Here is a 16,282-nt window from a genome sequence, read left to right on the forward strand (position 1 = left end):
CATGACCTTGAAAAATGCCCGCTACTGGGTCTTGCTGGCCGCGTGCGCCGCTGCGCCCGCATTTGCGCAGAACGTCGCCGTCGTAAATGGCACGCCGATTCCGAAAGCACGCGCCGATGCGCTGGTTCAGCAACTGGTGGCACAAGGTCAACAGGATTCCCCGCACCTCGAACAAGCGGTGCGCGAAGAACTGATCAACCGCGAGATTCTGATGCAGGAGGCGATCCGCCGCGGCATCCCCGCGCGCCCGGATGTCAAGGCGCAAATCGCGGTCGCGCAGCAGACCGTCGTGCTGCGCGCGCTGATCGAAGACTTCGTGAAGCACAACCAGCCGACCGACGCGGAAGTGAAGGCGAAATACGACGAGCTCGTCAAGGAAGCGGGCAGCGGCAAGGAATATCACCTGCACCATATCCTCGTCGACAACGAGCAGCAGGCGAAGGATCTGATCGCGAAGATCAAGGGCGGCGCGAGCTTCGAAGACCTCGCGAAGCAATATTCGAAGGACCCGGGCTCGGCGAAGAATGGCGGCGACCTCGACTGGTCGGATCCGAAGGCCTATGTGCCGGAATTCGCGGAGGCGGCCGAGAAGCTGCAGAAGGGCCAGATGACCGACACGCCGGTGCACACGCAGTTCGGCTGGCACATCATCCGCGTCGACGATACGCGCGAAACCCCGCCGCCGCCGCTCGACCAGGTGAAGGCGCAGATCGTTCAGCAGATGCAGCAGGAAAAGCTGCAGGCGTTCGAAGAAAGCCTGCGCAAGAACGCGAAGATTCAATAACGCGCGGCTTTCGACGTCTGCGGCAGTCCGGTTGAACCGGGCTGTCAGGGCCGCCCAGGCCTGCAACGAAGACCCCATGCTCCCCGCAGCATGGGGTTTTTTCTTTGCGGTGACGCAACGTCAACCTTACGTTTTTCAAACAACACCAAACAATTTTCTAAAGCTGGTCAACCAGTCGGCCGTTATAACCGTTTGCCTTTTTACTCAATATTTGCACACATGGAACCGGCGACGGGTCCGCTGCGTAATGTCGAAAGGAACACAATGCGGCCGGGCCGGACCCATGCGTATAAAAAGTTTGCAAAGGATTCAATGCACTGCTGCGGAGACAGCGCCTCGATTTCGAGGTCGTAGCGGAACAGTGCGAATCCCCCATTATTCGATCCATGGCTGACACAGTCTCATCCGGCCTCGACCGCGTTCTCGCACGCGTGAGGCGCCTGCCCGGCGCACAGCATTGGCGCCGCTGCGTCGTACCGGCCTGCGCGCTCGGGGTTTGCGCGCTGCTGCTGCTTGTCCTCCAGCATTTGTCGCAAACCGTCGATTACCGGTCGGTGGTGGTCCAGTTGTGCCACCTGTCCGCCCCCGAATGGGCGGGTGCGCTCGGCGCAACCGCGGTTAGCTATGTCGCGCTCGTCGGGCGCGATGCGGTCGGCTTGCGCTATGTCGGCGCGACAGTGCCGCGCATACCGCTTTGGGTCGGCGCGACGGTCGGTTCCGCACTGGGCAACGTCACCGGATTTGGCGCGCTGACCGGCGGCGCGGTGCGCTGCCGGGTGTACGGCGTGGCCGGCGTCACGCCGGTGCAGGTCGGCCAGATGACGGTATTCACCAGCGTCACGCTAGCACTCGCTCTCGCGCTGATGACCGCAGCCGGCATGCTGGCCAGCGCCGGCACACTCTCCGGCATGATCGGGCTCGCGCCGGGCACGCTGCGCATGATCGGCGCGGCGGTGCTCGCGGGTTTCGCGGTGCTGATCGTCGCTTGCCGCGCGACGCCCACGCGCGTGCAGCTGACCCAACGCTTCTCGCTCACGTTCACGGTGCCGGCACGCCGCGATCTGATCGCTCAACTCGCGCTCGCGGTCGCCGACGTGGTGGCCGCGAGCGTCGCGCTGTGGACGCTGTTGCCGCACGGGGGCGCACATGTCGGCTTCGGTCAGTTCCTGACGGTTTATGCGGCCGCGATGCTGCTCGGCCTGATCGGACACACGCCGGGCGGCGTCGGCGTGTTCGAGGCGGCGATGGTCTGCGTGCTCGGCGCGAGCGTGCCGACGCCGCAGATGCTGGCCGCGCTGCTCGCCTATCGCGCGATCTATTTCGGGGTGCCGCTCGTGCTGTCCGCCGGCGTGCTCGCTGCTTTCGAGGGACGCGCGCAGCAGGCGGCGCGTGCATCGGCGCTCGCGCAACGTGGCGCAAAGAGCGTGTCGCAACTGGCGCCGCTGTTTCTCGCGATCTGCACGTTCGTGGTCGGCAGCATGCTCGTCATTTCGGGCGCGACGCCCGCGTTTTCAAAGCGCATCGCAATCCTGCAAACGGTGTTGCCGCTTTGGGTGATGGAAAGCTCACAGATGCTGGCGAGCCTGTTCGGCGTGCTGTTGCTGTTCGTCGCGCGCGGGCTGCTGAGGCGTCTGGATGCCGCGTGGTGGCTCGCGCTGATGATCGCGGCGCTGAACCTCGGCTTGTCGCTGGCGAAGGGGCTCGCGTTCGTTGAAACGGGCGTGCTGTGCGTACTGATCGTGCTGCTGATCGCGACGCGCGAGCGCTTTAACCGCCATTCGTCGCTGTTCGCAGAGCGCTTTACGCCCGGATGGCTCGCATCGGTCGGCATGGTGATCGCGCTCGCGGTCTGGATCTTTCTGTTCGCGTTTCGCGACGTCGAGTATTCGCATCATCTGTGGTGGCAATTTGCGTTCGACGAGCGCGCGCCACGCGCGCTGCGCGCGACGCTCGGCGCAAGCCTGTTTGCGGCGGCGCTCGCGTGCTGGCAGTTGCTGCGCCCGGCTGCCGGGCGCTTCGAAAAACCCGCTGAAGGCGATCTGATCGAAGCGGCCGGCGTCGTGCGCGCGCAGGAACGCAGCGACGCCGTGCTCGCGATGATGGGCGACAAGAGCTTCCTGTTCTCCGAGTCGCGCAACGCTTTCCTGATGTACGCGAAACGCGGACGCACGTGGGCTGCGCTGCACGACCCGGTCGGCCCGCGCAGCGAATGGCCGGCGCTGATTCAACGTTTTGTCGCGCTGGCGCACGCGCATGGCGGCCGCGCGGCGTTCTACCAGGTGCGCGCGGATGCATTGCCGCTCTATCTGGACGCGGGGCTCACGCTGATGAAGCTCGGCGAAGAAGCGCATATCGCGTTGCCCGCGTTCGAACTGAAAGGCTCGCATCGCGCGCATCTTCGCTATGCGCTCAAGCGCGGCGAACGCGACGGCTTCTCGATCGAAGTGATCGAAGCCGCGCGCGTGCCGGACGCGTTGCCCGTGCTGCGCGAGATATCCGACGCGTGGCTCGCAAGCCGCGTCGCGCGCGAGAAAAGCTTTTCGGTTGCGGCGTTCACGGCCAGTTATCTTGCCGCGCAATCGGTGATGCTGTTGCGCCAGCACGGCGAGCCGCTTGCGTTCGTCACGTTCATGACCACGGATCTCAATACCGAAGCGACGGTAGGCGTGATGCGCCACCTGCCGGGCGCTTCGCCCTATGCAATGGAATATCTGTTCACGCAGCTCGCGCTACATCTGAAAAGCGCGGGATTTGGCTCGCTGAGCCTCGGGGTCGCGCCGCTGTCGGGGATGCGTCCGACGCCGCTCGCGTCGCCATGGCATCGCGGCGCGGCGCTCGCGTGGCGCTTCGGCGGCTGGTTCTACAACTTCCGCGGGTTGCGCGGCTTCAAGGACAAGTTCCAGCCGCGCTGGGAGCCGCGCTATCTGGCGGCATCGGGATCGATGAGCGTGTTCCTCACGCTCGCGGATCTGTCGCGGCTTGCCGGAGGGGCGCGGTCGTGAAGGTTATCGTTCTGGCTCGCGCGGCGTGTTGTCGTGCAGCGAAGCTTGTGCGCCGCGCGACGGCGGGCTTCCGCTTTCTTCCCGGTGAATCTATCGCGTCGGGTCTGTCGGGTGCGTGCTTCGCTTCCGGTGCTTCTCCTGTCGCATCCCGCGCGCGCGCCACACTGACCACACTGCTCGCGCTCGCGTCGCTCGGAGCGCTGGTTGCGCCCGCCGCGCACGCGCAAACCGTCGCGTCGGTGTCGGGCGGCCGTTATGGCGACGTCGCGGTGACAAAGCCCGCAGGCGACATGCACGGCTTTGTCGTGCTGTTCTCCGACGCGCGTGGCTGGACGCCGTCCGACCAGCAGGCGGCCGACGCGCTCGCCCGCGACGGTGCGCTCGTCGTCGGTGTGGATACGCGGCTGTACGCAGCGAAGCTCGCCACAGCGAGACACGAAAGCTGCCACAACCTGTATAGCGATGCCGAGGACATCGGGCACCAGCTTGAACGGCAAGTGCAATCGAGCCGCTACTTCTCGCCGATCCTGGCCGGCACCGGCGAAGGCGCGCTGCTTGCCGAACGCGCACTCGCACAGGCGCCGGCGAATACGATCGGCGGCGCGGTGTCGCTCGATCCGAACGGCACACTCGATGCGCGCTTTGCGCCCTGCCCGGCCGATCCGGGCCTGAGCCGCGGCACGGGTCTGCCGGGCTTTCTCGCGCAGGGCGTGACGAGCGCGGAGCGCGGCGTCGGCGCGTCATCGGTCGCGGCGGCTCCCGCCACAGCCGCCACTGCGACTATCCGTGCGAACGCGAACGTCACGCGTCGCACATTTGCGGCCGGCATGACAAAGGCGGCGCGTCTTGCCGCGCTGACCGAACCGCATCTGAGCGCCGGCGCGTCAAGCGAGGAGGACGTGTCGGATTTGCCGCTGATCGAATTGCCCGCGGCTCATCCGACGGACATGCTCGCCATCGTGATCTCGGGTGACGGCGGTTGGCGCGATCTCGACAAGACGATTGCCGAATCGTTGCAGAGACAAGGGGTTTCGGTAATCGGCTGGGACGCGTTGCGCTACTTCTGGAGTGAGAAGACGCCTGCGCAGACAAGCCACGACCTGGCGCGCGTGCTTCAGACTTATGGCTCGCGTTGGCATGCACGTGACATTGCGCTCGTCGGCTATTCGTTCGGCGCGGATGTGATGCCGTTCGCGTACAACCGGTTACCGGCCGCATTGCGCGCGAAGGTCTCGTTCGTGTCGCTGCTTGGCTTCGCGCCTGATGCCGATTTTCAGATCCGCGTGACCGGCTGGCTCGGCATGCCGGCGAGCGATAAAGCGCTGCAGGTAAAACCCGAGCTGGCGAAGATGCCGCCCGCGATCATCCAGTGCGTGTATGGCGAGAAAGAGGAAGATACGCTGTGCCCGTCGCTGACGAAGACGGGCATTGAACTCGTGCGCACGCCGGGAGATCACCATTTCGGCGGAAACTACGATGCGCTCGCGAAGCACATTGTGGAGAGCTGGAAGAAGCAGATTGCGGTGCGCGCCGCGGCAGCGGCAGCGGCAAGCGGTGCAGCGGCAAGCGGGCTAGCGTCGCGCGGCTAGAGCGACGAAGATCGAAGACAGCGCGTGCGCGTCGCGGATAGCGAGCGTGGACCTCCTCGACACCCCACCGGCATCGGAGCGGCGCCACGAGCGTAGCGCCGCTGGCGTCGCGCACACAGCACATTGAGCACATCGGATTCGCGCCGCGTCATACGCCAGACCTGCGGGATCACGCGCCAAGCTCGAGACGCGCGCCGTCGCCCACGCGCGCCCATACCCTCCGCTTACCCCAACCAACGACGCGCGTTCTGGAACACCCGCATCCACGGACTGCCGTCGCCGTGCGCAGCCGACCATTGAGCCGGCGCCCAGCTCATCTGCACCGTGCGATGCACGCGCTCGGTGTGCGGCATCAACACCGTAAAGCGGCCATCCGGCGTTGTCACCGACGTGATGCCGTCCGGCGATCCGTTCGGGTTGAACGGGTACTGCCCGGTCGGCAAACCGCGATGGTCGACGAAACGCATCGCGACCGCCACACGCGACGCGTCGCCTTGCTGCGAAAAGTCCGCAAAGCCTTCGCCGTGCGCGACCGCCACCGGAATGCGCGAGCCTTCCATGCCGGCAAAGAAGATCGACGGCGACGCCTGCACTTCAACTAGCGAGAAACGCGCCTCGAATTTCTCCGACTTGTTGCGTGTGAACTTCGGCCATGCATCGGCACCCGGGATCATCGACGCGAGACTGCTCATCATCTGGCAGCCGTTGCAGATACCCAGCGCAAACGTGTCCTTGCGATCGAAGAACGCGGCGAACATATCCGCCAACTGCGCATTGAAGCGGATCGTCTTCGCCCAGCCCTCGCCTGCGCCCAGCACGTCGCCGTATGAGAAACCACCGCACGCGACCGCGCCCGCGAAGTCGGCGAGCGACGCGCGGCCCGCGAGCAGATCGCTCATATGCACGTCGTGCGCGTCGAAACCGGCGCGATCGAACGCATACGCGGTTTCGAGGTGCGAATTGACGCCCTGCTCGCGCAAAATCGCGACGCGTGGCCGCGTGCCCTTGCTGATAAACGGCGCGGCAACGTCTTCCGACAGATCGAAGCTCAGATGCGGCGTGATGCCCGGATCGGCGGCGTCGAGCAGTGCATCGTATTCGGCGTCCGCGCACGCCGGGTTATCGCGCAAGCGTGAGATGCGCCAGCTCACCTCGCTCCACGCACGCTGCAATTCGACGCGCGGCGCTTCATAGATCTTCTTCGCGTCGCGATAGATTTCGAGCGCGTCGCGCTCGTTCGGCTTGCCGATCACATGCGCGCATGCCGACAGGCCGTATTCGCGCAGCGTCGCGAGCACCGCGTCGCGTTCGCTCGCGAGCACCTGCACGACCGCGCCCAGCTCTTCGCTAAACAGCGCACGCAGTGTGCGGTCTTCGCGCCGGCCGCTGGTCTGCTTCGCCCAGTCTTTCGCATCGCCGTAGTCGAACTCGTGATTCGGGTCGAGCGTCAGCATGTCGACGTTCAGCGACACGCCGACGTGCCCGGCAAACGCCATTTCACACACGGTCGCCCACAGGCCGCCGTCCGAGCGGTCGTGGTACGCGAGCAGCTTGCCTGCGCCGTTCAACGTCTGGATCGCGTCGAAGAATTGCTTCAGGTCTTGTGGCGCATCGACGTCCGGTACCGAGTCGCCGACCTGCTGCGTGACCTGCGCGAGAATGCTGCCGCCCAGCCGGTTCTTGCCGCGGCCGAGGTCGATCGCGATCAGCACGGTATCCAGCGCGCGGCCGGCTTCGTCGGTCGTGCGCAGTTGCGGCGTCAGATGCTTGCGCACGTCGTCGACCGGCGCGAATGCGGAAATGATCAGCGACACCGGCGCGACGACTTCCTTCGCGACGCCATCGTCATTCCACTTGGTGCGCATCGACAGCGAATCCTTGCCGACCGGAATGCCGATGCCAAGCGCCGGGCACAGCTCCATGCCGATTGCCTTCACCGTGTCGTACAGCGCCGCGTCTTCGCCGGGGCTGCCGCACGCGGCCATCCAGTTCGCCGACAGCTTCAGCTTGTCGAGCGATGCAATCGGCGCCGCCGCGATATTCGTCACCGCTTCGCCGACCGCCATGCGGCCCGATGCAGGCGCGTCGATCACCGCGAGCGGCGTACGCTCCGCCATCGTCATCGCTTCGCCGTGGAAGCCCGCGTAGTCCATCGTCGTGATCGCGCAGTCGGCGACGGGCACCTGCCACGGACCGACCATCTGGTCGCGCACGGTCGCGCCACCGACCGAACGGTCGCCGATCGTGATCAGAAACGACTTGCTCGCGACCGTCGGATGACGCAGCACGCTGGTCGCGACTTCGGCCAGCGATACGTGCGTCAGTTCCACCGGGGGCAGCGCGACCGACTCGCGCTTGACATCGCGATGCATGCGCGGCGCCTTGCCGAGCAGCACTTCCATCGGCATATCGACCGGCTGATGCGCGTTCGCGTCGCGTTCTTCGGCGTCGGTCAGCTTTAGCTGACGCTCGACGGTCGCGGTGCCGACCACCGCAAACGGGCACCGTTCGCGATCGCAGATCGCTTCGAACTTCGGCAGATCGGACGGTGCGATCGCGAGCACATAGCGCTCCTGTGCCTCGTTCGACCAGATCTCGCGCGGCGAGAGCCCGCTCTCTTCCAGCGGCACCTTGCGCAATTCGAAATGCGCGCCCTTGTCCGCACCATCGACGAGTTCCGGAAACGCATTCGACAGGCCGCCCGCGCCGACGTCGTGAATGCTCAGGATCGGATTGCGCTCGCCGAGTTGCCAGCATGCGTTGATCACTTCCTGCGCGCGCCGCTCGATTTCCGGGTTGCCGCGCTGGACCGAATCGAAGTCGAGTTCCGCGGTATTCGTGCCGGTCGCCATCGAGCTGGCCGCGCCGCCGCCCATGCCGATGCGCATGCCGGGACCGCCCAGTTGAATCAGCAATGAGCCTTCTGGCAGATCGTGCTTATGCGTATGCGCGTCCGAGATATTGCCGATGCCGCCCGCGATCATGATCGGCTTGTGATACCCGCGCACGCGTCCGGTGACGTTCTGCTCGTACGTACGGAAGTAACCGCCGAGATTCGGGCGGCCGAATTCGTTGTTGAACGCGGCGCCGCCGAGCGGGCCGTCGATCATGATCTGCAACGGCGATGCGATGCGGTCCGGACGGCCGTATGCGCTCGCTTCTGCGGATTGATCCGCGCTGTTGCGGTGCGCGACCGGCTGCGCCGCGTCGCGCGCGTTTTCCCATGCCTCGCGCGCGTCCGGCAGTTCGAGGTTCGATACGGTGAAACCGGTCAGCCCCGCCTTCGGCCGCGCGCCGCGGCCGGTCGCGCCCTCGTCGCGGATTTCGCCGCCCGCGCCAGTCGCAGCGCCCGGGAACGGTGAAATCGCGGTCGGGTGGTTATGCGTCTCGACCTTCATCAGCGTATGCGTGAGCTCGACATGACGCCCGTAGTGCTCCGCGAGTTCGCCATCGCGTTGCGCGGCGCGCGGGAACCAGCGTTCGGCCTGCGCGCCTTGCATGATCGCCGAGTTGTCCGAATACGCGACGATCGTGCCCTGCGGGTTGAGCTTCTCGGTATTGCGGATCATCGCGAACAGCGACATGTCCTGCGCGGCGCCGTCGATCGTCCACTGCGCGTTGAAGATCTTGTGGCGGCAATGCTCGCTGTTGGCCTGCGCGAACATCATCAGTTCGACGTCCGTCGGATTGCGGCCGAGCTTCGTGAACGCGTCGACCAGGTAGTCGATCTCGTCGTCCGCCAGCGCGAGGCCCAGTTCGGCGTTGGCCTGCTCCAGCGCGTGCCGGCCGCGGCCGAGAATATCCACGGTCAGGAGCGGCTTGGCCGGCAGTTCGTCGAACAGATGCATTGCGTGGTCGCGCGACGGCGCGACGCTTTCGGTCATCCGGTCGTGCAACGCGTCGGCGACCGCGGCGCGCGCGCTATCCGACAGTGCCTTCTTGCCGCCGAGCAGGCCGCTTTTCATCACGACCGTGTATTCGATGCCGCGCTCGATCCGGCGCACCTGCGTGAGGCCGCAATGATGCGCGATATCGGTGGCCTTGCTCGCCCATGGCGATACGGTGCCGAAACGCGGCACGACGAGGAACGTCTCGGTAGCGCCCCGCTCGCTGCCCGCGTCGAACGGATCGCCGTAGTGCATCAGTGCTTCGATTTTCGCGCTGTCAACGCTTGTGAGCGGCGTTTGAGCATTGACGAAGTGCAGATACTGGCCACGCACGCCGACAATGTTGGCGTCGATGCGCGTCAGCGTATCGAGCAGGCGGGTTTGACGGAAATCAGAGAGGGCCGAAGCGCCGGGGAAACACGAGAAGTGGGCCATGGACTTGACGTTGTGTGACGTTACGTCGAAGCGCCTGCGGGGACGACGAATCGGGTTGGTCTTCGATCGCGTATCACAGGCGTCGTTGGGGCGAAGGGAAGTCCGGGATTATAACCCGGGACGGCTTGCTGGACCGGGGCTCGGGTGGAGGTTTCAGGGACGCCCGGCGGTCCGTGGTCCGAAGTCCGGTGCGTGGGTCGGTTCGGCCATTGCCCGGAGAATGCCCGGCGGTTCACTCCGCGCGGGTCCCTCGATGGCTCGGTCAGTCGTCCGCAGTGAGTCGTCCGCAATCGGCCGCGCCGTCGTGCCCCCGGTTGATGCCGCCTCAACGGCCACAGTAGCGGCTTCCCCGGTTCACCAGATGCGACGTCCCCCGTTTGACTGCTATCATTCGGCCTTTCATCAGACCGGTGCGGCATCGGACGGCATCGTCCGCCAGCCACGCCGTACACGTCACGCATACGGGGACAGCGGGCGTCTCGCGTCCTGCCGGCAACACGAAACACAATATGGATGTCATTGTCATCGGCGGCGGGATTGTCGGCGTCGCCACCGCCTACCAGTTGCGCGCGGCCGGCCATCGGGTCTGCGTGGTCGAACGGCACGCGACCGTCGCGCAAGGCGCGACCTATGGCCACGGCGGCACCGTGCTGCCAACCCCGCTCGACGTCTGGTTCGGCCCCACCTTCATGCAGCACCGGCAGGCCGCGAAAAGCGGAATCATCCGCAAGACCGGTTTCAATGGCGAGGCACGCGAGTTCGTCAAGCGTCTGTCCGCACTGCACGCGCCCGACGCGTTCACGCAGCAATATGCGCGACTGCGGCCGCTGATCGAATCCGCCCGCGATGCGCTGGCCGATATCGAAGCGCGTTTCGGTCTCGAATTCGAGCAGTCGAGCGGACAACTGTATCTGGTGCGCACCGCGCAGGAGTGGGAGCAGATCAAGCCGGCACTCGAGTTGCTGGCCCAATTCGAAGTGCCGCACCACGTGCTGACGCCGAACGAGTGCGTCGCGCTCGAGCACTCGGTGCCGGCCGACCCGCCGTTCGCCGGCGGCGTGCTGTTTCGCGACGAACGCACGGCGAACTGCCCGCTCTTCGCGAAGCTCGTCAAGCAGACTCTCGATGCGCAAGGCGGCGTGCAATTCCAGTTCGGCCGCGAGGTCACCGCGATTCGTCTCGATAGCCAACGCGCGGCGGTCGAACTCGCGCCGCGGCCAGGCGACCCGGTGCGTTCGCGCGAAGTGGATGTGATCAGCGCCGATGCGATTGTGATCGCGGCGGGCGTCAGCAGTCTGCCGCTGCTCGAGCGGCTTGGCCTGCAGTTGCCGATGCATCCGTTGCGGCTGCACAACCTCGTTGCGCCGATCGCCCGTGAAGAATTCGCACCGCATACGGCGGTGATCGACGCGATCAAACGCATTACGATCACGCGCACCAATCATCGTTTGCGGATTGCCGGCGGCGCGGTGCTGCAAAGCGCGCGCGAAACCGACAAGCCGCTTGGCGAGCCGCTGACGAAAGAAGCGCTCGCGCTGCTTGGGCAGGCGACGCATGACTGGGTGCCGGGCGCCGCGCGCATCTCGCAGGCGCTGCCATGGGAAGGGATCAAACTGCTGTCGCCGGACGGCATGCCGGCGACCGGCAATGCGTTGCATCCGCGGCTTTTCGTCAATATCGGGCATGGGCCGGTTGGCTGGGGACTCGCGTGCGGGTCGGGCAAGCTGATCGCGGACATGATGTCCGGCCGCGCGCCGGATGTGCCGCCGGAGACGGTTGCGGCGCTAGGGCCGGAGCGGTTTCGGCGCTGACGGGAGTGGCTGGCGTAATTGTCGGGACTGGTGGGACCGGTTGGCTGCGTGGCTGGCGTAGCTTCGTCACTGACGTCGCCGCGTCGCTGCGTGGCTGGCGTCGCTGTATGGCCGCATGACTGACGTCGCGCTTGGCGTCGCTAGCGCGATTCACGTGGCGTGCGCCGCCACACGCTTCGCACCGGTTGCATGCCACTGGTACAGGCATACGTGTTGCCACTACCATGGAGGTCGGCGCGAGCGCGGCGCATGTCTTTCAACGTGCCGTCTGTGCGCCGCGTGACATCGCTATCCCGCTACCCGGCTACTCTTTCCCGCGCTCCAACGCCGCCATGACCACTCCGTCCTCCGCGTCTTCGTCGGGTTCCGCTCCCGCCGCCGCGCCGATGCTTGTCCATTCGCATGACCGGCCGCTACCGCTTTTCACCGTCGCCGAACTGCGCGCGCTCGAAACGCAAGCCGCCGCCGCGCTGCCGCCTCACGCGCTGATGGCGCGCGCGGGCGCCGCGGCCGCGCGCTTTCTCACCGAACAGATTGCGCACGACGGCTCAGTGGACGCCGCTCACCCGGTGCTGCTGATTGCCGGCCCCGGCAACAACGGCGGCGACGCGCTTGTCGTGGCCGCTGAGTTGCAGCGCGCGGGCGTGGCCGTCGCCGTGTGCATGCCGTTCGAAGTGAAGCCTGACGATGCACGCTGGGCACTCAACGAAGCGCGCGCGGCCGGTGTCCCGATTTCGCAAACGCCGCCTGCGTCATTCGACAACTATGGCTGGCTGGTCGACGGGATGTTCGGCATCGGCCTCGCGCGGCCACTCGACGGTGTGTTCGCCGAACTCGCGCAGCGGCTCAGCGCGCGCGCGATCGGGACTCGCGGCGATGCGCACGTGCACCATGCTGCGGCACCCTACGCGCTACCCGGCATACCCGTCACGCATGGACGCGTGCTCGCGCTCGATGTGCCGAGCGGCCTCGATAGCGACACCGGCAACGTCGTCGATGGCGGCGCCGCGGTTCGCGCAACCTGCACGGTCACGTTCATCGGCGCGAAGCCTGGCCTCTTCATGGGCGTAGGCCGCGATCTCGCGGGCGCGGTGACGGTCGCGCCGATCGGCATCGACGCAAGCGGTCACGCCGCCGGCGCCGTGCTGAACGCACCGTCGTTGTTCTCGTCGCACTTCCCGGCACGCGATTTCGCGACGCATAAGGGTACGTTCGGCAGCCTCGCCGTGGTCGGCGGCGATACCGGCATGTGCGGCGCGCCGATCCTCGCCGCACGCGCCGCGCTCTATACCGGCGCCGGCAAGGTGCATGTCGCATTGCTCGGCGAAGGCGGCCCGGCCTATGATCCGCCTCACCCCGAACTGATGCTGCACGCGCTCGACGATCTGCCGCTCGACAGCATGGACGCGCTGTCGATCGGCTGCGGGATGGGCCGCCGCGAGCGCGCGGCGCGGGTATTGCGCGACGTGCTGGCGCTCGATGTGCCGAAACTTTTCGATGCGGACGCGCTTAACCTGCTCGCGCGCGACCCGGCACTTGCCGCCGCACTGCAGGCGCGCGGAACACAAGCGCAAGACCCGGCGATCGTCACGCCGCATCCGCTCGAAGCCGCACGCCTGCTCGGCATCGACGCGCCGGCGGTACAGCGCGATCGGCTCGCGGCCGCGCGCGAACTCGCCCGTCGTCTCGCCAGTATCGTCGTGCTGAAAGGCGCCGGCACGGTGATCGCCGCGCCGGACAGCCGTCTCGCGATCAATCCGACCGGCAACGCGGCGCTCGCGACAGGCGGCACCGGCGACGTGCTAGGCGGCATCATCGGCGCGCTGCTCGCGCAGGGCCTGCCGCGCTATGAAGCCGCGCTCGCGGGTGTCTACCTGCATGGGCTCGCGGCGGACGCGCTTACCGCGCGCGGCGACGGTCCAGCCGGCTGCACCGCCGGCGAGCTCGCGCCGATGGTGCGCAAGCTGATCAACCGGCTGTGGTATCCGGCACAGGGGTGAAGCAACGGAACATGCTCCGCAGGAGCACGCGCGCGGGTCACACAGCGTGCGCGCCGGGTTGCAGCATCGGATAGGTGAACAGCAGAAAGTGCGTCGCGTTCAGCGCGAAATGCGCGAGCACCGAAGCCGCGAGACCGCCAAAACGGTACGCGAGCCCGTAGCCAAGTCCGGCAACCGCGGCGAATACGACCAACAGCCAGCCGCCGCCCGGCAGATGCATCAGCCCGAACAGCGCGGCGGCGACAACGACCGCAATCGTCTTGCCGAATCGATGGCCGTCGAGCAGACGTGTAATGCCGCCTTGCAAATAACCGCGAAAAAACGCTTCCTCGACGACCGAAACCAGCAACAGGTTATTGAGCAGGAAAAGCCCGGCGTGCGCCGGCCACTTTGGTTCCCAGACAACCACGCGCAACGCCAGCGCGGTGCCGAGACACACCACCGCCGTCAGCAGCCAGCCGCCGACACCCGCGATCAGCGACATGGTCGCGTTTTGAGGTCCGCGCACCCAGCGGAAGATCAGCAGCAGCCAGAACGCGACGAGTGGCTTGTCGAGATTCAGGTACATCGTGAACGGCAGCGCATCGGGCGTGAAGCGCTCGGCCTGAATCACGCGCGGGTTATGAAAGCCCGGCACCCCGTGAAGAATCAGCGCGACGCCCAGCACGATGAATACTGCATGGGCCGCGCGCCGCACACTCGGCGGGCGCGGCGGCAACACCGCGTAGGCGAGTACCAGCAGCACGGCAATCGCAACGAGCGCCACCGCGTTCAGCATCCCGTCAGCGAGCGCGGCACCGTAGCCGATCACGAGCAGCGTCACTGCGATCGCGCGCCGCTCGATCGTCCACGTCGCAGGTACGGCGAGAAAAATGGCGGCCCATGACAAGACGAACATCGAATCCCCGCAAAGATAGCGTCCGCGCATCCGGGCATTTAGTCTGAACAATGCGCTGAACAAAGCGCGACGATACCGTATCGTTGTGGATCGCGTGCTGAACCCGGCATTCGACGCGTCCCGGTATCTGGGGTCGCCGCGGCTCCCCTGACTGCCGCCATCGACGGCCGTTATACTGAATGACTGCGTTGCCCGACGGCGCGCCGCGACTGCGCCGCCCTCCTTTCGTGCCTCTTCGTTTGACGGACGGTTATGACCAAGATCACTTTCCCCGCCTGGACCTCGCTGCAAGCGCACTACGAGCAGATTCGCGATGCGCGGCTGCGCGACTGGTTCGCCCCTGAGAACGACCCCGCCCCCACCCGTGCCGAACGCTTTACGTACTCGGGTGGCGGTCTCGCGGCCGATTTTTCCAAGAATCGCATTACCGACGAGACGCTGAAGCTGCTCGTCCAGCTCGCGCGTGAAGCGGGCGTCGAGAAGCGCCGCGACGCGATGTTCGCCGGCGAGATCGTCAACCCGACGGAGGGGCGCGCGGTGCTGCATACCGCGTTGCGCGCAAGCGATCCGAAAGCGCCGTTCCACGCGCAGGTGCAAGCCGAGCGCGCGAAGATGGCCGCGTTCGCGACGCAGGTGCGCGACGGCAAGTGGACCGGCTACACCGGCAAGCGCATTCGCCATATCGTCAATATCGGCATCGGCGGCTCGGATCTCGGGCCGAAGATGGTCGTGCATGCGCTAAAGCACATCGCGTCGCCCGATATCTCCGCGCACTTCGTGTCGAATGTCGACGGCGCCGATCTGTACCGTGTGCTCGAGCAGATCGATCCTGAAGAAACGTTGACGATCGTCGTATCGAAAACGTTTACAACGCTTGAGACGATGACCAACGCGCATTCGATGCGCGACTGGTTCCTGCAGAAAGGCTGCCCGGAAAATGCGCTCGCGAAGCATTTCGTCGGCGTGTCCGCGAATCCGACCGAAGTCGTCAAATTCGGCATCGCGAAGGAGAACGTCTTCGAGATGTGGGACTGGGTCGGCGGCCGCTATTCGCTGTGGTCCGCGGTGGGTCTGTCGATCATGATCTCGATCGGACCCGCTCATTTCGACGAGCTGCTCGCCGGCGCGAATGAAATGGACCAGCACTTCCGCACCGCGCCGCTCGAGCGCAATCTGCCGGTGCTGCTCGGCATGATCGGCATCTGGTATCGAAACTTCTTCGGCTCGCAGAGTTACCTTGTCGCGCCGTACTCGGAAGCGCTACATTTCCTGCCGTCGTATCTGCAGCAGCTGGAGATGGAGAGCAACGGCAAGCAGGCGCGCCTCGACGGCACGATGGTCGAGTATGAGACCTCCGCGGTCACATGGGGCGAACCGGGCACGAACGGTCAGCACGCGTTCTTCCAGATGCTGCATCAGGGACCGACGATCGTGCCGATCGATTTCATCGCGGTGCTCACGCCCGAGCATCCGCTCGCGAGCCATCACCCGAAACTGCTCGCGAATTGCTTCGCGCAAAGCGAGGCGATGATGCTCGGCCGCACCGTCGAAGAAGCAAAGAAGGTCGCCGGCCCGAACAAGCCGGAACTCGTGCCGCACATCGTGTTCCCCGGCAACCGGCCGACCACCACGCTGCTCGTCGATGCGCTGACCGCCCGCTCGCTCGGCGCGCTGATCGCGCTTTACGAGCACAAGGTGCTGACGCAGGGAACCGTGTGGGACATCAATTCGTTCGATCAGTGGGGCGTCGAACTGGGCAAGATTCTCGGCAAGGTGGTCGAGGCCGATCTGACCGCCGCGAACGTCGAAGCAGGCAAGCACGATTCGTCGACCTCCGCGTTGATCGCGCGGGCGCGGGCGGCGTTGAAGAAGTAAC

The 16,282-nt window shown here is 66.0% G+C and carries 8 protein-coding genes; 6 read left to right on the forward strand and 2 right to left on the reverse strand.

Annotation, left to right across the window (positions count from 1 at the left end; all coding sequences use genetic code 11):
• Nucleotide 1 precedes the first annotated feature (1 nt).
• From BX592_RS06670 to BX592_RS06680, 3 genes are all read left to right on the forward strand, one after another.
• Nucleotides 2–784, forward strand: coding sequence for a peptidylprolyl isomerase (locus BX592_RS06670; protein ID WP_134190882.1), 783 nt, complete (start codon nucleotides 2–4; stop codon nucleotides 782–784).
• A 386-nt stretch (nucleotides 785–1,170) separates the two neighbouring features.
• Nucleotides 1,171–3,786, forward strand: coding sequence for a bifunctional lysylphosphatidylglycerol flippase/synthetase MprF (mprF, locus tag BX592_RS06675; RefSeq protein WP_134190883.1), 2,616 nt, complete (start codon nucleotides 1,171–1,173; stop codon nucleotides 3,784–3,786).
• A 164-nt stretch (nucleotides 3,787–3,950) separates the two neighbouring features.
• On the forward strand, nucleotides 3,951–5,375 hold the full coding sequence (locus BX592_RS06680) for a virulence factor family protein (protein ID WP_377681467.1): 1,425 nt from the start codon (nucleotides 3,951–3,953) through the stop codon (nucleotides 5,373–5,375).
• A 224-nt stretch (nucleotides 5,376–5,599) separates the two neighbouring features.
• On the opposite strand, the gene purL is transcribed toward BX592_RS06680, so the two are convergent.
• Entirely contained in the window at nucleotides 5,600–9,697 is a 4,098-nt protein-coding gene (purL, locus tag BX592_RS06685; RefSeq protein WP_134190884.1) for a phosphoribosylformylglycinamidine synthase, read from the reverse strand.
• Between the two features lie 509 nt (nucleotides 9,698–10,206).
• On the opposite strand from purL, the gene BX592_RS06690 reads away from it, so the two are divergent.
• Nucleotides 10,207–11,508, forward strand: coding sequence for an FAD-dependent oxidoreductase (locus BX592_RS06690; RefSeq protein ID WP_134190885.1), 1,302 nt, complete (start codon nucleotides 10,207–10,209; stop codon nucleotides 11,506–11,508).
• Nucleotides 11,509–11,840: 332 nt separating this feature from the next.
• Nucleotides 11,841–13,508: an NAD(P)H-hydrate dehydratase gene (locus tag BX592_RS06695; protein WP_134190886.1), complete on the forward strand. Its 1,668-nt coding sequence runs from the start codon at nucleotides 11,841–11,843 to the stop codon at nucleotides 13,506–13,508.
• 37 nt (nucleotides 13,509–13,545) lie between these two features.
• On the opposite strand, the gene BX592_RS06700 is transcribed toward BX592_RS06695, so the two are convergent.
• Complete coding sequence (locus BX592_RS06700) at nucleotides 13,546–14,406, reverse strand: CPBP family intramembrane glutamic endopeptidase (protein ID WP_134190887.1); 861 nt, start codon at nucleotides 14,404–14,406, stop codon at nucleotides 13,546–13,548.
• 252 nt (nucleotides 14,407–14,658) lie between these two features.
• Here BX592_RS06700 and pgi point away from each other — a divergent pair, with 252 nt between their 5' ends.
• Nucleotides 14,659–16,281: a glucose-6-phosphate isomerase gene (gene pgi / locus BX592_RS06705; protein ID WP_134190888.1), complete on the forward strand. Its 1,623-nt coding sequence runs from the start codon at nucleotides 14,659–14,661 to the stop codon at nucleotides 16,279–16,281.
• Nucleotide 16,282: the final 1 nt, after the last annotated feature.

The sequence above is a fragment of the Paraburkholderia rhizosphaerae genome, from assembly GCF_004366595.1.
Classification (GTDB): domain Bacteria; phylum Pseudomonadota; class Gammaproteobacteria; order Burkholderiales; family Burkholderiaceae; genus Paraburkholderia; species Paraburkholderia rhizosphaerae.